The following is a 24,825-nucleotide window of genomic DNA, read 5'->3' on the forward strand; positions in this document are numbered from 1 at the left end:
AATGAGCTACGAATACTCAGAAGATAATCTTATAGAGAACGCCACACAAGATGTATTAGAACAATTGGGTTGGACAGTACTTACAGCATGGAAAAAGGAATCATTTGGTTCTGATGGTTTATTGGGAAGAGACAATAAAAGTGAGGTTGTATTAGTGCGCTATTTGCTTAAAGCGCTAAAAAAGTTGAACCCAAATCACCCAGAATTAGCTTATGAACAAGCCATTGAGTTTATTACTCAAAATGTAGCAGACCAAACATTGGGACGCATCAATAAAGACAAAAGTAATTTACTTAAAAATGGTGTTCCTATAAGTTATACCAATGATAAAGGAGAGTTGATTAGAACGAAACTGCGTGTTTTTAATTTTAAGGATTATCACGACAATCATTTTCTAGCGGTAAGACAATTTGAAGTTTTGGGTGAATTATATTTAAGACGTCCAGATGTGGTTGGATTTGTAAATGGGATTCCGCTAGTGTTTTTTGAGTTGAAAGCACATCATCAAGATTTACGTCATGCGTATAACGACAACCTAAAAGATTATAAAGATGCCATTCCGCATGTATTTCATAACAATGGATTTATCATTTTAAGTAATGGTTTAGATGCAAAAGTCGGTACCATAACAAGTCCGTTTAAATATTTTCTAGATTGGAAACGAATCGAGGAAGATGAAGAAGGCGAAGTAAGTTTAGATACCATGATTAGAGGTACCTGTGATAAGCATCGTCTAATGGATATTTTTGAAAATTATTTATTATTTGACGATTCACAAGGCGATGTGGTGAAGTTAATGGCAAAAAACCACCAATACATTGGTGTAAATAAAGTTATAGAAAACGTAAATAACATTGAAGATTTAGAAGGGAAATTGGGGGTGTTTTGGCATACGCAAGGTTCTGGGAAGTCCTATTCAATGGTATTTTTATGTGAAAAAATTCATCGTAAATTAGGTGGTTCTTACACCTTTTTAATTGCTGTTGATAGAACCGAATTAGAAAACCAATTGTATGACACGTTTTCTGGAGTAGGTGTGGTTAATGATAAAAATGTCATCGCTGGCAAAAAGAAAGGCATGACAGGACGTGAGCATTTACGCGAGTTATTGTCTGAAAACCACAGATATGTATTTACACTCATTCATAAGTTCTCTATCGACCCAAAAGTTGAAAGTGAATATCCTTTAATTACAGAACGCAAAAACGTTATTGTCATTAGTGATGAAGCACATCGCACACAATCTGGTACTTATGCGCGTAATATGCGTTTTCATGGATTACCAAATGCCTCATATTTAGGGTTTACAGGCACACCTATTATAAAGGAGGAAGAAGAGTTAACTAAAAACATCTTCGGTGAATATGTGTCAGTTTACGATTTTAAACGTGCCATTGAAGATGAAGCCACCTTACCATTGCGCTATTTAAACAGAGGTGAAAAGTTAGACATCACTAATCCCGAGCTTGATGAAAGAATGGCTGAGGTTTTTGAAAATGAAGACTTAGACGACGACCAAAAGAAAAAATTAGAATACCTTTTTAATAGAGATTATCCTATACTTACAGCACAACCAAGATTAGACGCCATTGCCAAAGATTTAGTGTGGCATTTTAATGAAAGAGGTTATCAAGGTAAAGCGATGTATGTAGCTTTAGATAAACCTACTGCGGTTAGAATGTATGTACTCATACAAGGTTATTGGCCTGAATATTTAAAAGAGTTGGAAGAACGCATTGAAAACGCAGAAGATCAACAAGAAGCGCAAGAACTAAAACGAAAATATAACAAAGTAAAAGAAACCGAAGTTTGTGTAGTAGTAAGTAGCGAGCAGAACGAAGTAGATAAATTCCGTAAAATGGATTTAGATATCGAAGTGCATCGCAGAAAAATGGTAGAGCGTAATCTTGAAAAAGAGTTTAAAGATGAAGATAATCCATTTAGACTTGCTATTGTATGTGCGATGTGGATTACTGGTTTTGATGCACCTTGTGTATCCACAGTATACCTTGACAAACCTATAAAAGGTCACACTTTAATGCAAACCATTGCAAGAGCAAATCGTGTGTATGATGATGAAAAAGAAAATGGTTTAATTGTAGATTATGGCAACGTATATAAACAATTAGAGCATGCTTACTCTATTTATGGAGAAGGCAGTAAATCTGGTGGAAAAGGAAAGCCATCAGGAAAACCAGTAGAACCATTAGAAGATGTTGAAATAGAGTTAAAGCAAGCGATTAAAGATGTAAAGGCGTATTTGAAGGAACTTAATTTTTCGCTTCAAGACTTAAAAGATGCCAAACCTATGTTTAAAATCGCTATGATTAAAGACGCAACAGATTGTGTGTGTTTAAATGAAACAACGCGCACCACTTTTGAAATGATGGCGCGTAATGTATTTAGAAAGTACAAAGCTTTGTTTCCATCAGATAAATTAAAGAAGCATGTTAAAGATTTTAATGCTATAGAAGCCATTTATGCAGCACTAAATCAAAATGTAAAATCTGCTGACGTAACGCAAATTATTATGGATTTACAGTCTATCGTTAGTGATAGCGTTGTAATTCAGGATAAAGAAGTTAATGAAGGTGACGAAGAAGTTTATGTTGATTTATCATCTTTAGATTTTGATAAGTTAAGAGCTGCTTTCGCAAAAACACCCCGTAAAAACACGTTAGTTTTTAATCTTCAAAATGCTATCGAGCAACGTTTAGAGCAAATGCTTAAAGAAAACCCATTACGTATTGAGTTTTACGAACGCTACAAAGAAATAATTGATGAATATAATAGGGGCAAGAGCTTAGAGGATACGATAAAAACATTTGATAAATTAAATAACTTTATCAAAGATTTATCCGTTGAAGAACAACGTGTGGTAAGAGAAAATCTAAAAGATCAAGAAACATTAGCAATATTTGATTTACTAAAAGAAGGTAAAGAACTGTCTGAAAAGGAATTAAAAGAAGTTAAAAAAGTTGCAGCTAAAACTTTGGAAACATTAAAATCAGAAAAGCTTAAAATTGAAAATTGGAGAGAAAGTAGGCAAATAAAAGCACAAGTAAAAAGTACGATTTATGATAATCTTCTGTATTTACCTCAAGAATCATATTCTGATGAAGAAGTTGGTTTAAAAACGGCAAATGTCTACCAGCATATTTATACCAACTATTATGGTAATGGAAAAAATGTTTATCAACAAGCTGGATAATTTTTTTTTTGAAATTACTTATATTAGATATCTTACCTGAAGTCAATTGCATATAACACAATAAGAGTAAACAGAAAAATCACGTCAGAAATATAACATTTGTTAATAATTTAGACTTGTCAACATAAATTTCTGTAGAGAACTATTTTTAGCAAATCGCTTCGTTTTTTTATACTAATCTTATAATTTTATTTCCATTAAAAAATGAATGGATAGTTAATTATGAGTGCCTTTATTGATGATTTTTATGATGACAATTTGTTTAATTTGAATACCATTGAGGCACTGTTGAACAAAATACCTAGTATTCAAGAAGAATACGACCAATTCATACTTCATTATAGGGATTTGGAGGCTTCGATAAACAATTATCTACATCTCGCCACTCTAGATGAGTACATTCCTATTAGAGAGATAAACATTATGATTGAACGCATGAATGAGCTTTCTAAGTTCAAAATTTCAAAATACGGGATGTATAGAAATTGCGAGGACTATTTGGTCAAAACCGATTGGTTTTTTAGTTTACCTCATGCTAAACAAATTGAAATTAGATACGATTTTTATAATACGATTGTATTAGGTATTCGCGATGCATTTTATCGGGTTTAGTTTATATTATAATCATGCGATAACTTTAAATTTCTTTTTATCAATATTATTTTCGATTTTTAAATAGGTATTCAAGTAAATTTTAGTGTATTTATGGATATTAGGTTACAAATGGAACCGATTTTAAGCTAATCCATTATAAATTCCATGGTAAAATGTATTCAACCATTATGATATCCATGGTCAGTTTAAGACAGCCATGATAAGATCCAAGGTCAATTAAAGACAGCCATTATCAATTCCATGGTCAAATAGTATTAAATTTTAGTTCATTTTAACGTTAAAAACAGATTCTAGTAAAAAAGCATCGGCTTCTTCATCACTAATGATTACTTTTTTCTTTTTTCGAGGCTTCTTGGTTTTATTACCAAGGTTCTCCTTTCTCTTAAAAAAATTCATCAGAGAATGTTTAAAATCTGGCGATGCAAATTTTTCTTTAAAATAGTTATTGAGTTCAATGCCTTTCAATTGAGACTCCACAGCTCCAAACTTTTTTTGAATCTCTTCTTGATGTGATTTAAAATGAGCCGATTGTTTGTTAAACATGTTTTTAAGATCTTCAGTGGCATATATTATATCTTTAGAAATATTATTAGACATCCAGTCAGTAATATGAGTATGAATATCCAAATGCTCTCTGTACGTCCTTAAAAGATAACCAAACTGTTCAAGGTCTAATTGAGATTGAGCTTCAAGAAGGAGGAAGGTGTTATCTTGTAATAACTTAGATTTTGTTATGAGATCTATGTTGTTAAACAGGCTTTTATTTAGGGTTGGATTTTTATCCTTATCAATATAAGCAACTGTATTAACATCAGTGTAGGCCAATAAATCTTTATACTCAGTCTTTTGCAAGTCGTTGTAAAAGCTTTTAGGGACATAATAGATATATGACCGAATCAGATTATCAAGTATAATTTTGAAAGTTTCGTTCATCGTTTTATTTCAAAAGGTGTGAATAATCTTCTGGTATGGCCGCATCAATATCGCGTAAATACTTCTCTAAAGCATCCATGGTAGAATGCCCTGTAATAAGCATTAATTTACTTTTAGCTTCATGTGGTGACGAATCAATAACCAAAGCACGATAGAGTTTTGTGATAAAAGTGTGCCTAAAACTATATAACCCATAGTTTTTGCCCAGTTTAAAATGTTGTTTCACTACTTTTTTATAACGTTTTGAAAAATAATCACGCCTGTTATTTTCAATGGTATCCCATTCACCGCCAATTTTATCTGGTGTAAACAAGTACCAATCGCCATTTAGTTGGCTTAGGTCTGGTAATTCCTTGAGTAAAATATCAGGAATACGCTTGGTTTTTAATGGACTGTTTTTTGCTTTAAACTGAATAAGCTTCTCTTGTAAGTTAATATCCTTAATTTTTAATCTGCAAACTTCAATAGGTCTCAATAAATTATAGGATATAAACTGAATATAAAGCAACAAAATGGGATCTTCTGTTTTTAAATACTCAAAAATTTCGGTTTGTTTCTCTAAAGAATACGTTTTATTTCTTTCAGGACTTGTTTTAAGTGCTTTGATTTTTTTAACAGGATTGGAAACGATGAGGTCGTTATCTTCCATAGTTTGCATTAAACTACTTAAATCTGTTCTGTAGTTATTATAACTTCTAGAACTCGTTGCTGAAAGCATGGCATTTAAAAACGAATTGATAACGTTTTTATTCACTTGATCAATGGTAGTCACTTTTGGCCGCTCAACTTCCAGCCATTTTATGAATTTATTCGACCTGCCTTCATAATCTTTAAGTGTTCGTTCACCAATGACACTTGCTTTTAATTTCAAGCTAAAATCAAATGCATCCCGAATACTCATTTTATCAGATTCTTTTTCGGTGTCTAATTTTTTTTCTTCGGGAGGGTTCTTAAAGGTAGTAGGAACTTTTTCAACAGGTTTTTTAATTGTTACGCTTTCAACTGGCATTGTCGTCGGGTCACTTGGCGTCAAGCTCGCTTCATATAAAGCTGTATTATCTTCATATGGATTATATCCTTTTTTTAAAAGAATAATAAGGCGTTTTCTATAGGTTGTTAAAACAGAAAGACGATCTTCTTTTGTTTTATAAACATTGGCTTTACCGTAGATATTTTTACTCCGTTCGAGCTTGCCTGTTTTTGGGTTCCTAAAGGAGAAATACACATACCAGCGCTTGGATAAATCGCCTTTGGCATTATAAATTTTAGGTGTTGAAAATTGAGTTTTTTGGGTCAAATCGTGTTCTAAATTGTATTCTAAAACGTGTTCATTTTGGTATTCAAATGTAAGAATTTTGTTTAATGTAGACATAAAAAAAACGGTTTAGAGTGAACTAAACCGTTTGTTTATGGGCAATTTCGAATTGTAGCGAGAGGGGGGCACGATCCCCCGACCTCCGGGTTATGAATCCGACGCTCTAACCAACTGAGCTACCTCGCCTAATTTAAGGCTGCAAATATAAAAACAATATTATTGTAAGCAAACAGAACTAAGGGAAAATATTATTAAAAATTGTTGTTATACTTATCAATTAATGTATATATTGAGCAAAATAAATTTTTAAAAGTATTTATGGACGATAAAATTAAATTTGATATTGAATTTCCAATACACGCCTCACCTCAATTATTATATCAATATATATCTACCCCATCGGGTTTATCTGAATGGTTTTCTGATAATGTAAACTCTCGTGGTGAATTATTTACTTTTATTTGGGATGGTAGTGAAGAGAAAGCAAAATTATTAAATAAGAAAAACGGAGAACGTGTTAAATTTAGATGGTTAGAGGATGAGGAGGATGGTTTAACTTGTTATTTTGAAATTAGAATACAGGTTGATGAAATTACAAAGGATGTTTCATTAATGGTTACAGATTTTGCTGAAGAAGATGAAGTAGACGAAGCTAAAATGCTTTGGACCAATCAAATTTCAAGTCTCAAGCAAGTATTAGGTTCTGCTTAATAATCAGTAGGATATTTTAAATTATATTTGTCCCGAATTTTACTTCGGGACTTTTTTTATGATCAATTTTAACGGTACAATAGCAACAGAAGAACAACTAATTTCTATAAACAATCGTGGACTTGCCTATGGTGATGCGCTTTTTGAAACCATCAAAATAAGTCATGGTAAACTTTTATTCTGGGAAGATCATTATTTTAGACTGATGGCTTCTATGCGTATTATGCGAATGGAAATTCCAATGAACTTTACTATGGAATTTTTAGAAGAAGAAATTCATAAGTTGTTAGAAGCTAAGCTATTAAAAAACCAAAGTTCTCGCGTAAAGCTTACCGTTTTTAGAAATGAAGGTGGGTTATATACGCCAACCACAAACGATGTTAGTTATATTATTGATACAAAAGCACTCTCAGATGATTTTTATAAAATAAATGAAAATCATTATGAAGTGGATTTGTTTAAAGATTATTATGTTGCTCCTAGTTTGTTGTCAACCTTAAAATCGAATAACAAAGCATTAAATGTTGTAGGAAGTATTTATGCCAAAGAAAATAATTTAAATAATTGTTTATTGTTGAATACCAACAAGCATGTAGTGGAGGCACTAAATGGCAATGTGTTCTTGGTAAAAGGAAATGTGATAAAAACGCCACCTATAAACGATGGTTGTTTGAAAGGGGTAATGAGAACTCAAATAATTAGCGTTGTAAAATCAATGCCAGATTATGAATTGCTTGAAGATTCAATATCTCCATTTGAAATTCAAAAAGCAGATGAAATGTTTCTAACCAATGTCATTGTTGGAATACAACCGATAACTAAGTACAGAAAAAAGATATTTACTAATGATGTAGCAGCCCTTGTACTTCAAAAACTTATAGTAAAACTCAGATTGTCTTAATTGTAGCTTGGATTTTCTGGCGCATTCGACCAAATACTGTATTCACCCCCAAACTCTAACATTTTTTCTTTCCAGAAGGACTCGTAGTTTTTTTCAATAATATTTTTTTTGTAGATATTCTCGGTAACTACCCAAGAATTAGCCTTAAGCTCATTTTCTAATTGGCTAGAGTCCCAACCAGAATAACCCAAGAAAAATTTAATATCGTTTTCTTGTAAAGTACCATCTTTAATAAGTTCTGCCACTTTAGAGAAATCGCCTCCCCAATAAATACCTAAAGATATTTCAATGCTATTTGGAATAAGTTTTGGTACTTTATGAATAAAATATAAGTTATCTTGTTCTACTGGTCCACCGTTATATACTTTAAATGTAGCTTCAACCTCAGGAATTAAATCATTTATATTGTATTCTAGGGGTTTGTTTAGTATAAATCCAATAGATCCTTGGTCTGTATGGTCGGCAAGTAGGACAATAGAACGGTTAAAAGATACGTCGCCAATAATTGCAGGTTCAGCGATTAATAAATCTCCTTTTTTGGGCTTTGTTGTAACCATATTTTCAGGAATTAGTAATTAAATCTAATATTTATTTATTAAAAATGCAACTCTTGAGCCTATATATAAAAAAAAGCTTCCAAATTTTGGAAGCTTTAATACTATTATTAAGAAGTAAATAATTAGTTTACAGCATTTGATAAATCAGATCCAGCTTTAAATTTTACTACGTTTTTAGCTTTGATTTTGATTGTAGCACCAGTTTGAGGATTTCTTCCTTCTCTAGCAGATCTTTTTGATACTGACCAAGAACCGAATCCTACTAAAGAAACTCTGTTACCTTTTTGTAAAGCTCCTTCAATTTCAATTAAAGCACATTCTAATGCTTTTTTTGCAGCTGCTTTAGTAATTCCAGCATGTTCTGCCATTGCGTCGATTAAATCTGTTTTGTTCATAATATAAAATTTAATTATTAATAAATCGGTTAAACATTTTTGTTAAATCCTTTACAAATTTATACGGATTATGCAACCATGCAAGTAACAGTAAGGGAAAAACGCGGTTTTGTTGATAACTTAAGGCATTTGTTAATAAAGGAACTGCATTTTGTCGATATTTTATAATATCAGTGTTAATAAGGGTTTAGAGCATTTTAGCATTTTCATCAAATGAGTAGCCATTTAAAAGTGATTTTACGTCCATGGCGCGCTTCCCAGGTAACTTAATTTCTTTAATTATAATGTAACCATTTGTAACAGCTACTTTTAATTCTTTTTTTGTATTAACTATTTTTCCAACGGGTAAAGAATGGTTTATTAATTCTTTTTCTACCTTCATTATTTTTACATCTAATTTCTCTTCACCATTTATTAATTGACTCCAGGCAGCAGGGTAAGGAGATAACCCACGAATAAGATTGTAAATATTATCTAATGATTGTTTCCAATTAATTTTACAATTTTCTTTATTTAACTTGTAAGCTGTTTTGATATCTTTTGTTTCTCGTTGCGGAATGGTTTCAACTTGACCCATTTCAATTAGGGAAACGGTTTTTAAAACCAATTGACTACCAATTGCCATTAATTTATCATGTAGACTTCCTGCGTCTTCTTCAGGCAGTATTTCACTCTCTTCTTGCAAAATCATATCGCCAGTGTCTATTTTTTCATCAATAAAAAAAGTAGAAACACCAGTTTTAGTTTCACCATTAATAATAGCCCAATTAATAGGGGCTGCACCGCGGTAATTAGGTAGCAACGATGCATGTAAATTAAAAGTACCTTTATCTGGCATTTGCCAAACAACTTTAGGAAGCATTCTAAAAGCAACTACAATTTGAAGATTAGCATGAAGTGCTTTCAATGCCTTTAAAAATTCTTCATTTTTTAAATTCGTTGGTTGTAAAATGGTTAACCCTGTTGATTTTGCATAAACTTTAACTGCACTTTCATTTAATTTTCTACCTCGTCCTGCGGGTCTATCTGGAGCAGTAATAACACCAACAATATTATAATTGTTTTCTACCAATGCTTTTAAAGTGGCAACTGCAAAATCTGGAGTACCCATAAATACAATTCTTAATGCGCTCATAAATGACTTAATTTATATGTGTTGGTTGATGTAATACTTATAATGTTATGTTCTATTAGTAGTTTTAAAACCGTTTTCATTTCTTTTTCTTCACAGTTTAATTCTGAAATTAAAGCCCTTGAAGATAAATCGCCATGTTCAAGTAATTTTATGATTTGATTTTTTATGGAGACTTTATCAGTTTTAGACTTGCTTTTATTAGAATTTATACAAACGGAACATATGCCGCAGGGTTTAGTGTTTTTTTCGCCAAAATAGTTCAACAATTGCATGCTTTTGCAAATCGCTTCATTCTCAACATAATCTAGCATTGCTTTTACTTGCTGCGTCTTTAATTTATTTTGTTGTTCTATAATTGACGCTATTCTATTGATGGTTTTATCATCTTCTCTAGGTTCAATAAAGGTGATTTGGGCATCGGTTTTAGCTAAATTTAAATCTATAATTTTATCACTTTCTAATTGTTGCAATGCTTTTATAATGACGTTTTCTGAAGTTGATGCTTTTTCAGCGATTTTTGCTAAATCAACTTTTGTTATATGATCAAAAATTCCTCCATAAAGTCTTAAAATAGATTTAATAATAATATTATATTGTTCGTGTGTTTCCAGATAATTAAAAAGGACATTGTTTGTAATTATAAACTGAACCGTTACTTTGTTTTTAAATTGTTTTGATAAGGTAATTACGCTATTCCTATCTAACAATAAAAGCGCATTATAACATAATATAGGACTGAAATTATAAGTTTTACAGTAGGTGTTAAAATCAAAGTCAAAAGTTTGGTAGGCGCCTTCACCATAGGATATTTGAAAATAACTACATAATTTTCTATAAACTTGCTTCACCAATTCTACAGTTGGCAAAACACTCAAGAACTGATTTTTAACCAAATTTTCATCACTCTTATTTTTCAGTATTACGGCAAATGCTTTTTCACCATTTCTTCCAACCCTTCCGGCTTCTTGAAAATAGCTTTCAATACTCTCTGGTAAATTAAGATGTATTACCGTTTTTACATCAGGCTTGTCTATGCCCATACCAAAAGCATTTGTTGCTACGATTACTTGCTTTTGATTGTTAATCCAAGCACTCATGTTGGTGTCTTTTTCTTGATTTGAAAGCCCTCCATGATAAAAGGTTGCTGTAATTTTCTTTGATTCTAAAAAGGCACTTATTTCTAATGTTAATTTTCTATTTCTTACATAAACTATTGAAGGCGCTGTATATTTTTTCAATATGGTTTCTAAACGATAGTATTTGTCGTTTTCATGATAAACCATGTATGCCAAATTAGGTCTTAAAAACGATTGTTTGAATATTTTAGGGTTTAAAAAATCGAGTTCCTTTATGATATCTTGAACAACATCTGGTTTCGCTGAAGCCGTTAATGCAACCAGATTAACACTAGGCTGTAATTGTCTTAATAAAGCTATGTTTTTATAGGCAGGTCTGAAATCACTTCCCCACTGCGAAATACAATGGGCCTCATCAACAGCTATTAAATTCACATGCATTTGCCGTATGCGGTCTTGTACTAATTCTTGTTGCAATCGTTCAGGGGAGAGGTACAAAAATTTATAATTGCCATAAATACAATTATCTAATAAAGTATCAAGTTGACTATAACTTATGCCACTTGTTATGGCCATGGCTTTAATGCCTTTATCATTTAAAGATTGTACTTGATCTTTCATTAAGGCTATAAGTGGAGAAATAACAATACAAATGCCTTTTTTTGCTAAAGCAGGTATCTGAAAACAAAGTGATTTTCCGCCACCAGTAGGTAATAGAACAAATGTGTCTTCCCCCTCTATAACGGCATTAATTATAGCCTCTTGCTCAGGTCTAAAACTAGTAAAATTCCAATAACGTTCTAAAATGTTAATTGGGTGTTCCATGTTACATGTTTAGCGTTTTAAGAATAAAATCCGTTCTATTCTCAACAGTATCAAAAGGTACGTCAACTAAATCATAATTGAAAGATTGGTACGTTTTTACTAAATGATCGTGAATTTTTAAAGCTTGATCAAAACTTTCATAGCGTTCATTATCAATAGTATAAATGGCTTCCCATGGTTTTAGAATGAAAATACAATCATATGTAGCTTTTTTGCAAGACTCCACAAATTCTTCAGGATATTTATCACCTATAAAATCCATATAAGCTAATACATCCGGAATACCTCTATCAAAAAAAACAATATCATTTTTATACATATTCGCATCTAAAAATTGTTTTTCTCGACCTTTTAAAAGAAGTTCGCTAAACAACAACGGGTTGGTTAGAAACAGTTGCTCAATACCTTCCTTTTTAGCATTTAAAGTTACTTGTCGTGAAATTTCTTCAAGACAATTATATCCTTTACCAATAAGGTTGTTTATTAGGGTTGATTTCCCTGTTCCTGGACCGCCAGTAATCACAATTTTTCTAGTATTCAATGCAGCAAATTTGATGTAAAAATCGGAATTTAACTTCTATAAAAAAAATGGAAACAAAACTCTATATTTGCACAATAAAAAAAGACAATGAGCACACCTTCAAATTCTGAAGAATTTTATAAAAAATTGAAATCACAGCTTTTAGACACAACACTTTGGCCGTCAGAGTATTTATATAAATTTATTGTGATTTCTGATAAAGAAAAACTTAATAAAATTGCAAGTATTTTTAACCATTTAGGAGCGGTTATTGAAAATAGAGAATCAAAAAACGGCAAATATACGAGTGTTTCCATTAATGTTAGAATGAAAAACCCTGATGCTGTTATTGAAAAGTACAAAGAAGTTGCAGAAAAAGTTGAAGGCGTAATAAGTCTTTAGTTTTTTTTTGTATTTTGCGCATGCACAATAACTGCGTGCTACAACATTTAACTCTACACAATTATTTTGACTATAGACAATTTAGAATACAACACAGAGCGTGAACATTTAATCATTCCAGAATATGGGCGCCATATGCAAAAAATGATTAATTATGCTAAGACGCTTGAAACAAAAGAAGAACGTAATAAGGTGGCTAAAGCTATTATATCTGTAATGGGTAATATGCAACCCCACTTAAGAGACGTTCCAGATTTTCAGCATAAATTATGGGATCAATTATTTATCATGGCCAATTTTGAATTGGACGTTGATTCACCTTATGAGAAGCCAACAAAAGAACTTTTTGAAGAACGTCCTGAGCCTTTAAAATACCCACAAAATTTTCCAAAATATCGTTTTTATGGAAACAACATTAAAACGATGATAGATGTTGCAAATACTTGGGAAGAGGGAGAGCTAAAAGAAGCTTTAACTTTTACTATTGCAAACCATATGAAGAAGTGTTTTTTAAATTGGAATAAAGATACGGTTGAAGACAGTGTTATTTACGATCATTTATTTGAGCTTTCTGGTGGTAAACTAAACCTTAAAAATTCTGATGAAGATTTATCAGACTCAACGAGTTTACTGAGAACCAAAGGTAAGTACTCAAGTAGCAGTAAAAAATCTCACTCTAAGAAAAACTCTAATAATCGTCAGCGTAAACGCTATTAAATAAGCATGGGAACATTCAAAATTGAAGGAGGTCACCGTTTGAAAGGAAATATTCAGCCTCAAGGTGCCAAAAATGAAGCGTTACAAATTTTGTGCGCTGTTTTACTTACACCAGAAACAGTAACAATAAATAATATTCCTGATATCGTAGATGTAAATAAGCTAATAAGCTTATTGCAAAAATTAGGCGTAAAAGTGAACAAACTTGGTAAGGGGTCGTATAGTTTTCAGGCTGATGAAGTTGACTTAAATTATTTAGAGTCTGATCAATTTAAAATAGATGGGCGTGGTTTAAGAGGATCCATTATGATAGTTGGGCCACTTTTAGCGCGTTTTGGTAAAGGATATATTCCAAAACCTGGTGGAGACAAAATTGGTCGTAGACGTTTAGATACTCATTTTGATGGTCTAATTAAACTAGGCGCTAAGTTTGGTTATAGTAAGGAAGAACAGTTTTATGGTGTAGAAGCAGATAAACTAAAAGGTACATACATGTTGCTTGAGGAAGCTTCTGTAACAGGTACAGCAAACATTTTGATGGCTGCCGTTTTGGCTGAAGGACAAACTACTATATATAATGCTGCTTGTGAACCATATTTACAGCAATTGTGTAAAATGCTGAATAGGATGGGAGCAAAAATTAGTGGTGTTGGTTCTAACATGTTAATTATTGATGGTGTTGATAGTTTAGGAGGAACAGAACATCGAATGCTTCCTGATATGATTGAAATTGGAAGTTGGATTGGTCTTGCTGCTATGACAAAAAGCGAATTGACTATCACAAATGTATCTTGGAACGATTTAGGGTTAATACCTGAAACGTTTAGAAAATTAGGGATTACTGTAGAAAAACAAGGTGATGATATTCATATTCCTGCACATACTGACGGTTATGAAATTCAAAATTTTATTGATGGTTCTATTTTAACGATTTCAGATGCGCCTTGGCCTGGATTCACACCAGATTTATTAAGTATTATATTAGTTGTTGCTACTCAGGCAAGGGGAAGTGTTTTAATTCATCAAAAAATGTTTGAAAGTCGTTTGTTTTTTGTAGATAAATTAATAGATATGGGAGCAAAAATTATTCTTTGCGATCCACATAGAGCGACTGTTATTGGTCACGATTTTCAATCAACGTTAAAGGCTACTACAATGACATCTCCAGATATTCGTGCTGGCGTTTCGTTGTTAATTGCAGCACTTTCAGCAAAAGGAACATCTACTATTCAGAATATAGAACAGATAGATCGTGGTTATGAAAATATTGACGAACGTTTAAGAGCAATTGGTGCTAAAATTGAACGTATTTAATTAGGATGCTTTAAAATTAGAGTGCACTATTTTTAGCGTTGATTGATATTCATTTTTGTCAGTAAATATTTCATTACGACTTAATGAATCTACATATTCTTGCAAAATAGAAAGTGGAATATTTATACATTTAGATGTTTTAATGTTTTCCTTAAATTCAATCTCTAAAGATTTCTTTTTTTTATTAAAACTTAGCTTTTTTATTATCGAAGGTTTTAAATTAAGGCGTATCATAATATGTTGGTTTTTAAGGTTGTATCGTAAAGATAGACCATGAAAACGGTAAATAAAATAAGTAGTTGTGCGTATTTTAATTTGAAGAAAATAATTAACGAAATTTATAGTTCGTTAATTTTTATCATGGTAAGCTCTAAATCCTGTAATTGAACTTCATTTTTTTTTGAAATGCAGCGATAACTTTTATTAGATGTTTCTACTATAAATATTTGAAATGCTTTTCCAATAATATTTTGATACTTAGCGTCAGTTACTTTTTGGCAAGTTAAAATATAATCGCAATCCGTATTCCATTCAATTGAACTGTGAATTTCTATCCCTGTTTTATTGCTGGTTTCAATTTGTATAGAATCAAATCTTTTTACAGTCCATTCGGCATAATTAGGATTTGAATATTTAAATACGCCAGTTCTAAACTCTTTACATACTTTTTCCTGACTAAAACCAGATAACGTTGTTAACCATAAACAGATGTTGCAAAGATATTTCATATCGACTTAATTGGGTTGGTTATCTCAAATATAAGGATTTTCCGATAATCATTAAATTTTTAGAATAAAAGTGAATATGCCTTAGTTTTATAGGTAGAGCGCATTTTCAACCTATAATAAACCTATGATTTTTTGTTTTTAAATTCATCAAATTCTGAAATTTCTTCAGTCTTAGGAAAAATATTGTTATTTATATTAGTATCAGCAAATTCAAAATTAGGATCTAATTTTACCTGACTTACTTCTTTAGTTTTAATGAAGGTTTCCTGAATTTCATATTCATTTCTGCGCCATATATCTGCTGGAAGAGTATCTATTTCTGATGTTCCATCTTTAAAAATCCATTCAATAGTTATGGGCATTACTAAACCACCAATATTTTTTATAGTTACTTCATAAATGTTTTTACCAGAAAGTTGTTTTCTTATTTCATCATCATCGAGTCTTGATAAAAACTGACCGTAAGCTTTATCAGGTGTTGAAATCATAGTTACAATTTCTGGTCCTTCAGTAAAATCTTTAGCCGCTTCATTCGTGTTATTACTATTAGCACTTAGTTTTACTTTTTTGGTATTTTGTTGGTCTTCTATATTTGAGTGTTCTTCATATACTTTAAACCACTTTACGGCGGTTAATTCCATATCTACAACATCTGTTGTAAAAAACCATCCTCTATAAAACCAGTCCAAATCTACTGCGGTGGCATCTTCTAATGTTCTAAATAAATCTGCAGGATTAGGATGTTTGTATTTCCATCGATTAGCATATTCTCTAAAAGCATCATCAAAAAGTTCCTTTCCTATTATTGAATTTCTAAGCATCTGTAGGCCTACAGTTGGTTTTAAATAGAAATTAGCTCCAAACTGAGACATTAATTCATTATCTGAATTCGTCATAATTGGTCTTAAAATGTTTTGGTCACCGCTCATAAAGGGTACAATGCTTTTAGGCGTCACACTATTGAAGTCGGGATAGCGTTCAGCAACAGTTCTTTGGTGTATAAAAGTGTTTAAACCTTCATCCATCCACATCCATTTACGTTCATCTGAACTCACAATCATAGGAAACCAATTGTGTCCTACTTCATGAATTATTGTACCTATCATGCCTTGTTTTGCGTTGTCACTTATCTTGCCGTTTATAGGTCTTCCACCGTTAAAACTTATCATGGGAAATTCCATGCCTATATTTGACGTATTCACAGAAATACAAACCGGATAAGGATAATCAAAAGTAGCTTCAGAATACACTTCCAAAGCATGCATTATCGCTTTAGTGGATTCTTCTTGCCATACGGGTAATCCTTCTTTAGGATAGAAAGACATTGCCATTACAGTATTTGTTGGTAATTTCACAGCTTGGGCATCCCACATAAATTTTCTTGATGATGCAAATGCAAAATCTCGAACGTTTTTAGCATGAAATTTCCAAGTTTTTTGTTTTTTACTTTTTTCCTTTTCATTAGCCTCAGCTTCAGCTTGAGTAATAATCATTACTGGTTTCTCAAAAGATTTTTTAGCTTGTTCTAATCTTTTAAGCTGTGTTTTAGTTAAAACCGATTCACTATTTAGTAGTTCTCCTGTAGAGGCAACGATATGATCCTCTGGAACTGTAATCTCCACTTTGTAATCGCCAAACTCTAAAGCAAATTCTCCTAGTTTTTGGAATTGTTGATTTTGCCAACCTTCGGTATCATTATATACTGCCATTCTAGGAAACCAATGTGCTATTAAATACACTGTATTATCATCTTCAGGGAAATATTCATAGCCTTCTCTAGATAATAAATACATGCTTCTATCGGTAATTGGATATGACCATGCTATTGAAAGTTTTGTAGTTTCACCTGATTTTAAAACAGTATTGAGTTTAACTTTCATCATGGTATTGTTTACCATAGTTTTAATATGATTCCCATCAGTATCTTTTACATGTTTAATGGTGTAACCCGCAGGAAAATCAATTGCTCTTGTTAGGAATTGTAATTTTCTAGAAGTAATTGAATCTTTCATTCTATTGTTTATAGATCCAAAGTCTTCGTTTTCTTTTTTATTGACGTTTTGCTCTAACTGAACCCATAGGTAAGTTAAATCATCAGGTGAGTTATTATAATATGTTATAGTTTCTTCCCCGTAAAGTGTATTGTTTTTTTCATCAAGCGTCGCTTTAATATTATAATCTGCACGTTGTTGCCAATACGCTTTCCCTGGAGCACCACTGGCAGCTCTATAGACATTTGGTGCTGAAATCATATTGTCTATAGGTTCAAATTTACCTTGCCATGGTTGGGTTTGAGCATTAATATTACAGACAAATAGCAGCAGCAAAAATGTTAACGTACGCATGATTCAATAATTATTTAAGTTAGTCCTGCACAATATAATAAATAAAGACCTGTATTTCTTACAAATACGCAGTAAGATTATGTTAAAATTATACTTTTTTAAAAAGATGTTTGAGGCAAGTTTTAAAGTTGCTAATAGTTAAAGTGTTCAGTACATTTGCAACATTATTATAATTGGATTCTAGCTTTTTAATAGCAAAAAATAATATTAATATGAGTGATAAAAAATTAGAAATGGTAACATTTGATGTTTTAATAGAAATACCAAAAGGAAGTAGAAATAAATACGAATACGATTTTACGTTACATAAAATTCGATTTGATCGTATGCTGTTCTCTTCTATGATGTATCCTGGTGATTACGGTTTTATTCCTGAAACTTTAGCGTTAGATCAAGACCCATTAGATGTTTTGGTATTAGGTACAGAACCAACTTTTCCTATGGTAGTTATGGAAGTTAGGCCGATAGGGGTTTTTTACATGACTGATGAAAAAGGTCCAGATGAAAAGATTATTTGTGTACCAGTTTCAGATCCAATATGGAGTAAAAGAAATGATATTTCTGATTTAAACCCTCACAGATTAAAAGAAATTGAACACTTCTTTCAAGTATATAAGGATTTAGAGAAGAAAAAAGTTGATACAGGTGGTTGGGGAAGTGCTGAAGAAGCAGTAAAAATTTATCACGAATGTGTTTCTCGTTATGATAATAGCGAACACAAGAAAAAAAGAACATTCACAATATAATATATTGAATATATTTTGTTTAAAAAACACGCTATTAATTTAGGGTGTTTTTTTGTTTAAAATGATTAATATTTTTTAAAAGAAAAAGGAAATATAACCAGAAAAAACTGTCTTATATCATATGATTTTATGAATTATAATTTTATGGGTCTTAACAATAAATAATCTTTAATTTATATAGGTTTTTTTTATCATTTATATTTTCATATTTTTAGCACCGTTAAAAAAATAACTTAATTAAACTAATCAATTTAATATGGAATTAATAGTAAAATTTTTACCGCTTTTTGGAGTACTCGCACTTCTATTTGTATTTATTAAAAGTGCCTGGGTTACAAAACAAGATCAAGGTGATGAAAAAATGAAAAGGATAGCAAAAAATATAGCCGATGGTGCTATGTCTTTTCTTAAAGCGGAATACAAAATATTATCGGTATTCGTAATAGCAGTGGCTATTTTACTTTACTTTAAAGGTAGTGCAGAAGCAGGCTCAAACGGTATGGTAGCTGTATCGTTTATTGTAGGAGCTATTTGTTCTGCATTAGCCGGTTTTATTGGAATGAAAGTAGCGACGAAAGCTAATGTTAGAACTACAAGTGCTGCCAGAACTTCTCTAGGAAAAGCATTAGAAGTCGCTTTTGCCGGTGGAGCCGTAATGGGATTAGGTGTTGTAGGTCTGGGTGTTTTAGGCTTAAGTGGCTTATTTGCTATTTATAGCGAAATGGGCTGGGGCTTAAATGAAGTATTAAATGTACTTTCTGGATTCTCACTAGGAGCGTCATCCATCGCTCTATTTGCGCGTGTTGGAGGTGGTATTTATACTAAAGCTGCCGATGTTGGTGCTGATTTAGTTGGTAAGGTTGAAGCTGGTATACCAGAAGATCACCCATTAAACCCTGCAACTATTGCAGATAACGTTGGAGACAATGTAGGAGATGTTGCTGGTATGGGTGCCGATTTATTCGAATCTTATGTAGGTTCTATAATTGGTACGATGGTACTTGGAGCTTTTATTATTACACCAGAGTTTAATGGTTTAGGAGCTGTTTATTTACCATTAGTTTTAGCTGCAATTGGTATTATAATGTCTATTATAGGAACATTTTTTGTGAAAGTAAAAGATGGTGGAAATCCACAAACAGCTTTAAATATTGGAGAATTTGGTTCTGCTGGTTTAATGGTAGTGGCATCTTATTTTATAATAAATGCGTTAATACCAGAAACTGTTGAAGGATTACCTTTCGGGGCTATGGGTGTCTTTTGGGCAACTATTGCTGGATTAGTAGCAGGATTAGCTGTTGGAAAAATAACTGAATATTATACTGGAACAGGAAAAGGACCAGTAAATTCTATTGTACGTCAATCTGAAACTGGTGCTGCAACCAATATTATTGCAGGATTAGGTATTGGTATGATGAGTACGGCAATTCCAATCATTTTAATTGCGGCTGCAATTTTAGTGTCACATCACTTTGCAGGATTATATGGTATCGCCATTGCAGCGGTTGGAATGTTAGCTAATACTGGTATTCAATTAGCTGTTGATGCTTACGGACCAATTTCTGATAACGCTGGTGGTATTGCTGAAATGGCGGAATTACCAAGTGAAGTTAGAGAACGTACCGATAAATTAGATGCAGTTGGAAATACTACGGCTGCAATTGGTAAAGGTTTTGCTATTGCATCTGCGGCATTAACGGCATTAGCTTTATTTGCCGCCTTTATGAAAACAGCAGGTGTAACTGCTATTGATGTTTCAAGACCTGATATTATGGCTGGTTTATTAGTTGGTGGGATGTTACCATTTGTGTTTTCGGCTTTATCGATGAATGCAGTTGGTCGTGCAGCCATGGCTATGATTGAAGAGGTACGTCGCCAGTTTAGAGATATACCTCAATTAAAAGCGGCTTTACAAGTTATGAGAGATGTAGATTCTGATATGACGAAAGCAACAAAAGAGCAGAGAGCTATATTTGATGCTGCTGATGGTTATGCAGAATATGATAAATGTGTTGATATTTCAACAAAAGCGTCAATTAAAGAGATGGTATTACCAGGTTTATTAGCTATTGCGGTTCCTGTTGCTGTTGGTTTTATTGGTGGCGCTGAAATGTTAGGAGGATTACTTGCAGGTGTTACAACATGTGGCGTACTTATGGCAATTTTTCAATCTAATGCAGGTGGTGCATGGGATAATGCTAAAAAAACTATAGAAGAGCAAGGTAAAAAAGGAACTGATGCACATAAGGCGGCAGTTGTTGGAGATACGGTAGGAGATCCTTTTAAAGATACGTCAGGACCTTCTTTAAATATATTATTGAAATTAATGTCGGTTGTAGCTTTAGTTATAGCACCAAGTATTGCTATGTCTGCTGATGATGTATCAGCTTATGCAAATCATACGAATGCAACTGAACAATCTGTTTCAAAAGAAGTAAAAGTAAAAATGACTAGTAATGATGATGGAACTGTAAAGGCAGTTGTTACAACAGTAACAACTAAAGATGGAGAATCTTCAACAAATTACGAAACTTTTGAAGGTACTGAAGATGAAGTTAAAGCTAAAATTGAAGCTTTAAACGAATCTAGTGATGATGTTAAAATTAAAACGAAAAAGATAATTAAAGAGATTGAAAAAGAAGTTGGAAACTAAAGGTTTTTAGCTTTTAGTAGACTTAAAAAACCACGCCAAAAGGTGTGGTTTTTTTTGTATTTTTAATCTGAATTTAAAATCGTACATGTTTAGAAAAGATCCGCTTCAAATAATTGTTTTTCAAACTTACGGAACTGCCAATCATTTATATTTACGTGGAAGGGCGATTGAAGATGAAACGATAAATTTAGAACAAAAGGGCGCCTTTAAGTTACTTTTTAATGCGTGGAAACGTTTTGAAACCGATGAAATAAAACATGCCAAACTTAGAGTAAAAATAGGCGATGATAGGTTTTATTATGTAACAACAGATAATCGAGGTTATTTTTTATTAGACGAAAGGGTTAACGATTTAAATAAGTATGCTAACGTCGAAGGTTGGGTAAAATTTGAATTCTCTTATGAAGAAGAACAATTAACTAGAACAATACAGGCTGAAAATCGATTTCCTGGTGAAATGCTTATTCCTTGCGCAAATGCAAAATTTGGTGTTATTACCGATATTGACGATACAATTTTACATACAGGATTAACCTCGATATTAAAATGGCGCGTTTTAATAAATACCTTATTAACTTCTGCTGGTAAGCGGTTACCGCTTGAAGATGCTCCAGAATTATATCACTTACTACATCAAGGAAAGACAAGACACGAAGCAAATCCTATTTTTTATGTGAGTCATAGCCCTTGGAATTTATACCGATACTTAGAGTATTTTTTGAAAAAGAATAATTTTCCGAAGGGACCAATTATTTTAAGAAATTTCCCCAAGCCTTTTTCGAAGAAATCTAAAAATGAAAAACCTCAAAAACAAAAGGAAATTATTGGAATTTTAAAAACTTACCCTAAGCTAAAATTTATTTTGATTGGCGATAGTGGTGAGCACGATCCCTATATTTATAAAGAAGTAGCTGAAGCATTTCCGGATAGGATTTTGGCAATTTACTTGCGCCATGTGAACCACAGTAAAAAAATGATTAAAGTTGCCGAATTGTACAAAAATTATAATACCACTGAGGTTTTGTTGGTTGAAAGTACCCAACAAGCAATAAGTCACGCTAGAAACCATGGGTTTATATAACTTTAATAAAAATTCTATTATTAAGGAGTTATGACCTAGTTTTGGCAAAATGGTGCGTTAGGGATTGTAAAGAAAATCCTTTTTATGAGGCACGAATAAAAAGATTGCATTGAAAAGCCCGACCCCATAGGGGAACGCCAAAATTATTTTAAAACAACCCGTTTATTTCTGCATCGATAGTGTTTATAACGCTTCCGAGGTCTTCTGGTTTGTCTACAAAATCTAAATTGTCAACATCGATAATTAATAATTTACCTTTGCTGTAACCGTGAATCCATGCTTCGTAACGCTCGTTAAGCCTGCTTAAATAATCGATACTTATTGAGTTTTCGTAATCGCGACCACGTTTTTGAATTTGCGACACCAAATTTGGAATGGAGCTACGTAAATAGATTAAAACGTCTGGACCTTTTACAAGAGATTCCATTAACTCGAAAAGTGATTTGTAGTTTTCGAAATCGCGATTGGTCATTAATCCCATAGCATGCAAGTTGGGTGCGAAAATGTGTGCATCTTCATAAATGGTGCGGTCTTGAATGATGTCTTTTCCACTTTCGTGAATTTGAAGAACCTGACGAAATCTGCTGTTTAGAAAATACACCTGTAAATTAAAACTCCAGCGCTCCATTTGATTGTAAAAATCATCTAAATATGGATTGTCTACTACGTCTTCTAATTGCGCTTCCCACTTGTAATGTTTGGCTAATAATTTGGTGAGAGTGGTTTTTCCAGCGCCAATATTTCCGGCAATAGCAATGTGCATGGTTAATTAATTTTTAATTGGAATTGTTGTAAGATTTTGGTGTTGTAAATATACAAGGTTTCATTGGTTACAAAAAACTGTTTTATCAACAAATTTGGAGTTTCTATAGGAATAATTTGGTCTTGTTTTTTTTTCAGATAAAATAAGCTGTTATCTTTTTTTAAGATAATGTTTCCATTGCTTTCTACCATATTGGTATAGCCATTATTTTGAATCTTTTGAATTAAACTTCCAAAGTAATTATAGATAAATAGATAGTTTTTGGTAAGTAACCAACAGTAATTATAATTGCTCTTTAAGTCTAAAACTGGACTATTTACTGGAACGGTTTGAGCTCTTGTAGTATTAGTTTTATAATCAAAAACTTCTAATTTTTGTAAATCTTGATTAAACAGCCAAATGGTGTTATCATGTCCTGTTGAAATATGCGTTACGTTTTTATATGGTGTTAACGTGTTAAAATCTACTTTATATATTTCGGCTAGCCGATTGTCTAAAATTATTACGGTATTAAAATCTTTGTAAAACAGGTTGATTTTTAATGGGTTGAATGCGTTAGCTGAATATAAATCCCCCAGTTGTACATTATTATATGTAATACTTTTGTTTATTGTTTTTTTATGAAAAACATCATTTTTAATGAAATATGTGGTGCCAAAATTATCTACCGAAATAATCGTGTCGGCATCTAAAGAGGTGTTTGATAATGCTTGTGTTTCAATAGGTTTTTGTGCACTTATTGAAACTGAAAGACATAAAAAAAGATAAATGGTGTATTTCATTGCAACTTGAAAAATACAAAAATCAAACCACTTATAAAGTTTGATACAGATAAAACTAATTTGAAGTTGTTTTTAGTGGAGATTTAAGTAAAGCGACTTTATTTTAACTTAATATTAACGATTAAGAATTAAACTTCAAGTTAACATTACAGTCTAAAAAAAGTTCATTCTTTATTAAACGGCAATAGTATTTAACCAATTAAAAACTTCCACAATGCAAAAAATTACAACAATTATTTTAATACTGGCTTTCGCATTTATCGGTGCTACCAAAGTTGAGGCTCAAGATTTTCAAGGGAAAGCCTATTATTTTTCTAAAACAACCATGGATATGAGTCGTTTTGGTAGGGGTAGACAAATGAATGAGCAAGAAAAAAAGCAAATGGAAAACCGCTTAAAATCGATGTTTGAGAAAACTTATGTTTTAACTTTTAATAAAGAGGAATCTATTTTTATTGAAGAAGAAAAGCTTGCTGCGCCTGGTTCGGGACGCGGTATGGGCATGTTTGGAAGTAGTTTTTCTCCTGGTCCGCAATACAAAAACATTAAAGAAGGTTTGTATTTACAAGATCAAGAATTTTTTGGAAAACAATTTTTGATTAAAGAAGAATTAGAATCTATTGAATGGGTTATGGGAACCGAAACCAAACAAATAGGACAGTATTTATGTTTTAAAGCAACGGCTAAAAAACGCTCAACACAAGTAAATATAGGTCCACCACCAAGAAGAGAAAATGCTGAAACTAAAACGGATTCTATAAAGCCTATAGAAGACGCTGATAAAAAAGAAGAGGATGATATGATAGATGTCGTGGCGTGGTATACTCCGCAAATACCGGTAAGCCAAGGACCATCTGAATTTTGGGGACTACCAGGTTTAATTTTAGAAATAAGTGCTGGGAATAACACTATGCTTTGTACAAAGATTGTGATTAATCCAGAAGAGAAAACAAAAATTGTAGCGCCTAAAAAAGGGGAGGAAGTCACTAAGCAAGAGTATAATGAAATAATTACTGCAAAAATGGAAGAATTTAGGGCGAACAGACGTAGAGGAGGAGGCGGAAGAAGATAACTATTTATACACATTATTTAACTGAACA

At 32.2% G+C, this 24,825-nt stretch carries 23 protein-coding genes and 1 tRNA gene; 11 read left to right on the forward strand and 13 right to left on the reverse strand.

Annotated features, from left to right (window positions below):
- The first annotated feature begins 1 nt into the window (after window position 1).
- Both O5O44_RS07535 and O5O44_RS07540 read left to right on the forward strand, forming a co-directional pair.
- Complete coding sequence (locus tag O5O44_RS07535; protein ID WP_289196393.1) at window positions 2-3,211, forward strand: type I restriction endonuclease subunit R; 3,210 nt, start codon at window positions 2-4, stop codon at window positions 3,209-3,211.
- Window positions 3,212-3,433: 222 nt separating this feature from the next.
- Complete coding sequence (locus tag O5O44_RS07540; protein ID WP_289196394.1) at window positions 3,434-3,823, forward strand: hypothetical protein; 390 nt, start codon at window positions 3,434-3,436, stop codon at window positions 3,821-3,823.
- Between the two features lie 264 nt (window positions 3,824-4,087).
- Here O5O44_RS07540 and O5O44_RS07545 read toward each other — a convergent pair whose 3' ends face one another.
- The 3 genes from O5O44_RS07545 to O5O44_RS07555 form a co-directional block, all read right to left on the reverse strand.
- Window positions 4,088-4,759 (reverse strand): hypothetical protein, encoded by a 672-nt coding sequence (locus O5O44_RS07545; protein WP_289196395.1) that lies wholly within the window; start codon window positions 4,757-4,759, stop codon window positions 4,088-4,090.
- A gap of 4 nt (window positions 4,760-4,763) precedes the next feature.
- Window positions 4,764-6,131 (reverse strand): tyrosine-type recombinase/integrase, encoded by a 1,368-nt coding sequence (locus O5O44_RS07550; protein WP_289196396.1) that lies wholly within the window; start codon window positions 6,129-6,131, stop codon window positions 4,764-4,766.
- Between the two features lie 55 nt (window positions 6,132-6,186).
- Window positions 6,187-6,260, reverse strand: a tRNA-Met gene (locus O5O44_RS07555).
- Between the two features lie 132 nt (window positions 6,261-6,392).
- Between O5O44_RS07555 and O5O44_RS07560 the strand changes: the two genes are divergently transcribed.
- Together O5O44_RS07560 and O5O44_RS07565 are read left to right on the forward strand one after the other, a co-directional pair.
- Complete coding sequence (locus O5O44_RS07560) at window positions 6,393-6,785, forward strand: START-like domain-containing protein (RefSeq protein ID WP_019386647.1); 393 nt, start codon at window positions 6,393-6,395, stop codon at window positions 6,783-6,785.
- 58 nt (window positions 6,786-6,843) lie between these two features.
- On the forward strand, window positions 6,844-7,686 hold the full coding sequence (locus tag O5O44_RS07565; RefSeq protein WP_289196397.1) for an aminotransferase class IV: 843 nt from the start codon (window positions 6,844-6,846) through the stop codon (window positions 7,684-7,686).
- Here O5O44_RS07565 and O5O44_RS07570 read toward each other — a convergent pair.
- From O5O44_RS07570 to O5O44_RS07590, 5 genes are all read right to left on the reverse strand, one after another.
- A complete protein-coding gene (locus tag O5O44_RS07570; protein ID WP_289196398.1) occupies window positions 7,683-8,243 on the reverse strand; it encodes a YqgE/AlgH family protein in 561 nt (186 codons plus the stop codon). The genes O5O44_RS07565 and O5O44_RS07570 overlap by 4 nt on opposite strands.
- Before the next feature lie 122 nt (window positions 8,244-8,365).
- Window positions 8,366-8,638, reverse strand: a complete 273-nt coding sequence (locus O5O44_RS07575; RefSeq protein ID WP_019386644.1) for an HU family DNA-binding protein — start codon at window positions 8,636-8,638, stop codon at window positions 8,366-8,368.
- Between the two features lie 187 nt (window positions 8,639-8,825).
- Window positions 8,826-9,773 carry a methionyl-tRNA formyltransferase gene (gene fmt, locus O5O44_RS07580; protein WP_289196399.1) on the reverse strand — a complete coding sequence of 316 codons (948 nt, stop codon included), beginning with the start codon at window positions 9,771-9,773 and terminating at the stop codon, window positions 8,826-8,828.
- On the reverse strand, window positions 9,770-11,674 hold the full coding sequence (locus O5O44_RS07585) for a RecQ family ATP-dependent DNA helicase (RefSeq protein ID WP_289196400.1): 1,905 nt from the start codon (window positions 11,672-11,674) through the stop codon (window positions 9,770-9,772). The genes fmt and O5O44_RS07585 overlap by 4 nt, the downstream gene beginning before the upstream one ends.
- 1 nt (window position 11,675) lies before the next feature.
- A complete protein-coding gene (locus O5O44_RS07590; protein WP_289196401.1) occupies window positions 11,676-12,215 on the reverse strand; it encodes an AAA family ATPase in 540 nt (179 codons plus the stop codon).
- 87 nt (window positions 12,216-12,302) lie between these two features.
- Between O5O44_RS07590 and O5O44_RS07595 the strand changes: the two genes are divergently transcribed.
- From O5O44_RS07595 to murA, 3 genes are all read left to right on the forward strand, one after another.
- A complete protein-coding gene (locus O5O44_RS07595) occupies window positions 12,303-12,596 on the forward strand; it encodes a DUF493 family protein (RefSeq protein ID WP_289196402.1) in 294 nt (97 codons plus the stop codon).
- Between the two features lie 66 nt (window positions 12,597-12,662).
- Window positions 12,663-13,313, forward strand: coding sequence for a DUF4290 domain-containing protein (locus tag O5O44_RS07600; RefSeq protein WP_019386639.1), 651 nt, complete (start codon window positions 12,663-12,665; stop codon window positions 13,311-13,313).
- A gap of 6 nt (window positions 13,314-13,319) precedes the next feature.
- Window positions 13,320-14,627, forward strand: coding sequence for a UDP-N-acetylglucosamine 1-carboxyvinyltransferase (gene murA, locus O5O44_RS07605; RefSeq protein WP_289196403.1), 1,308 nt, complete (start codon window positions 13,320-13,322; stop codon window positions 14,625-14,627).
- Here the strand turns inward: murA and O5O44_RS07610 are convergent, their stop codons facing one another.
- From O5O44_RS07610 to O5O44_RS07620, 3 genes are all read right to left on the reverse strand, one after another.
- Complete coding sequence (locus tag O5O44_RS07610) at window positions 14,628-14,861, reverse strand: hypothetical protein (protein ID WP_289196404.1); 234 nt, start codon at window positions 14,859-14,861, stop codon at window positions 14,628-14,630.
- Window positions 14,862-14,965: 104 nt separating this feature from the next.
- A complete protein-coding gene (locus tag O5O44_RS07615; RefSeq protein WP_289196405.1) occupies window positions 14,966-15,355 on the reverse strand; it encodes a hypothetical protein in 390 nt (129 codons plus the stop codon).
- A 122-nt stretch (window positions 15,356-15,477) separates the two neighbouring features.
- Window positions 15,478-17,700 (reverse strand): M1 family metallopeptidase, encoded by a 2,223-nt coding sequence (locus O5O44_RS07620; protein ID WP_289196406.1) that lies wholly within the window; start codon window positions 17,698-17,700, stop codon window positions 15,478-15,480.
- Between the two features lie 212 nt (window positions 17,701-17,912).
- Here O5O44_RS07620 and O5O44_RS07625 point away from each other — a divergent pair, with 212 nt between their 5' ends.
- From O5O44_RS07625 to O5O44_RS07635, 3 genes are all read left to right on the forward strand, one after another.
- Window positions 17,913-18,446: an inorganic diphosphatase gene (locus O5O44_RS07625; RefSeq protein WP_026009945.1), complete on the forward strand. Its 534-nt coding sequence runs from the start codon at window positions 17,913-17,915 to the stop codon at window positions 18,444-18,446.
- 256 nt (window positions 18,447-18,702) lie between these two features.
- On the forward strand, window positions 18,703-21,099 hold the full coding sequence (locus tag O5O44_RS07630) for a sodium-translocating pyrophosphatase (RefSeq protein WP_019386633.1): 2,397 nt from the start codon (window positions 18,703-18,705) through the stop codon (window positions 21,097-21,099).
- Window positions 21,100-21,184: 85 nt separating this feature from the next.
- Window positions 21,185-22,180, forward strand: a complete 996-nt coding sequence (locus O5O44_RS07635) for an App1 family protein phosphatidate phosphatase (protein WP_289196407.1) — start codon at window positions 21,185-21,187, stop codon at window positions 22,178-22,180.
- A gap of 148 nt (window positions 22,181-22,328) precedes the next feature.
- Here the strand turns inward: O5O44_RS07635 and O5O44_RS07640 are convergent, their stop codons facing one another.
- Both O5O44_RS07640 and O5O44_RS07645 read right to left on the reverse strand, forming a co-directional pair.
- Window positions 22,329-22,943: a deoxynucleoside kinase gene (locus O5O44_RS07640; protein ID WP_019386631.1), complete on the reverse strand. Its 615-nt coding sequence runs from the start codon at window positions 22,941-22,943 to the stop codon at window positions 22,329-22,331.
- Window positions 22,944-22,945: 2 nt separating this feature from the next.
- The gene (locus O5O44_RS07645) at window positions 22,946-23,725 is read right to left on the reverse strand and encodes a hypothetical protein (protein WP_289196408.1); all 780 of its coding nucleotides are present in this window, start codon (window positions 23,723-23,725) and stop codon (window positions 22,946-22,948) included.
- Between the two features lie 214 nt (window positions 23,726-23,939).
- Between O5O44_RS07645 and O5O44_RS07650 the strand changes: the two genes are divergently transcribed.
- Complete coding sequence (locus tag O5O44_RS07650; RefSeq protein WP_289196409.1) at window positions 23,940-24,797, forward strand: GLPGLI family protein; 858 nt, start codon at window positions 23,940-23,942, stop codon at window positions 24,795-24,797.
- Window positions 24,798-24,825 lie beyond the last annotated feature (28 nt).

This window comes from Algibacter luteus, assembly GCF_030344935.1.
Classification (GTDB): domain Bacteria; phylum Bacteroidota; class Bacteroidia; order Flavobacteriales; family Flavobacteriaceae; genus Arenitalea; species Arenitalea lutea.

What these genes read in the sequence shown, in the direction of transcription:
- O5O44_RS07535 (WP_289196393.1), top strand. Translation starts at nt 2, where the DNA reads ATGAGCTACGAATACTCAGAAGATAATCTTATAGAGAACGCCACACAA.
- O5O44_RS07540 (WP_289196394.1), top strand. Translation starts at nt 3,434, where the DNA reads ATGAGTGCCTTTATTGATGATTTTTATGATGACAATTTGTTTAATTTG.
- O5O44_RS07545 (WP_289196395.1), bottom strand. Translation starts at nt 4,759, where the DNA reads ATGAACGAAACTTTCAAAATTATACTTGATAATCTGATTCGGTCATAT.
- O5O44_RS07550 (WP_289196396.1), bottom strand. Translation starts at nt 6,131, where the DNA reads ATGTCTACATTAAACAAAATTCTTACATTTGAATACCAAAATGAACAC.
- O5O44_RS07560 (WP_019386647.1), top strand. Translation starts at nt 6,393, where the DNA reads ATGGACGATAAAATTAAATTTGATATTGAATTTCCAATACACGCCTCA.
- O5O44_RS07565 (WP_289196397.1), top strand. Translation starts at nt 6,844, where the DNA reads ATGATCAATTTTAACGGTACAATAGCAACAGAAGAACAACTAATTTCT.
- O5O44_RS07570 (WP_289196398.1), bottom strand. Translation starts at nt 8,243, where the DNA reads ATGGTTACAACAAAGCCCAAAAAAGGAGATTTATTAATCGCTGAACCT.
- O5O44_RS07575 (WP_019386644.1), bottom strand. Translation starts at nt 8,638, where the DNA reads ATGAACAAAACAGATTTAATCGACGCAATGGCAGAACATGCTGGAATT.
- fmt (WP_289196399.1), bottom strand. Translation starts at nt 9,773, where the DNA reads ATGAGCGCATTAAGAATTGTATTTATGGGTACTCCAGATTTTGCAGTT.
- O5O44_RS07585 (WP_289196400.1), bottom strand. Translation starts at nt 11,674, where the DNA reads ATGGAACACCCAATTAACATTTTAGAACGTTATTGGAATTTTACTAGT.
- O5O44_RS07595 (WP_289196402.1), top strand. Translation starts at nt 12,303, where the DNA reads ATGAGCACACCTTCAAATTCTGAAGAATTTTATAAAAAATTGAAATCA.
- murA (WP_289196403.1), top strand. Translation starts at nt 13,320, where the DNA reads ATGGGAACATTCAAAATTGAAGGAGGTCACCGTTTGAAAGGAAATATT.
- O5O44_RS07610 (WP_289196404.1), bottom strand. Translation starts at nt 14,861, where the DNA reads ATGATACGCCTTAATTTAAAACCTTCGATAATAAAAAAGCTAAGTTTT.
- O5O44_RS07615 (WP_289196405.1), bottom strand. Translation starts at nt 15,355, where the DNA reads ATGAAATATCTTTGCAACATCTGTTTATGGTTAACAACGTTATCTGGT.
- O5O44_RS07620 (WP_289196406.1), bottom strand. Translation starts at nt 17,700, where the DNA reads ATGCGTACGTTAACATTTTTGCTGCTGCTATTTGTCTGTAATATTAAT.
- O5O44_RS07625 (WP_026009945.1), top strand. Translation starts at nt 17,913, where the DNA reads ATGAGTGATAAAAAATTAGAAATGGTAACATTTGATGTTTTAATAGAA.
- O5O44_RS07630 (WP_019386633.1), top strand. Translation starts at nt 18,703, where the DNA reads ATGGAATTAATAGTAAAATTTTTACCGCTTTTTGGAGTACTCGCACTT.
- O5O44_RS07635 (WP_289196407.1), top strand. Translation starts at nt 21,185, where the DNA reads ATGTTTAGAAAAGATCCGCTTCAAATAATTGTTTTTCAAACTTACGGA.
- O5O44_RS07640 (WP_019386631.1), bottom strand. Translation starts at nt 22,943, where the DNA reads ATGCACATTGCTATTGCCGGAAATATTGGCGCTGGAAAAACCACTCTC.
- O5O44_RS07645 (WP_289196408.1), bottom strand. Translation starts at nt 23,725, where the DNA reads ATGAAATACACCATTTATCTTTTTTTATGTCTTTCAGTTTCAATAAGT.
- O5O44_RS07650 (WP_289196409.1), top strand. Translation starts at nt 23,940, where the DNA reads ATGCAAAAAATTACAACAATTATTTTAATACTGGCTTTCGCATTTATC.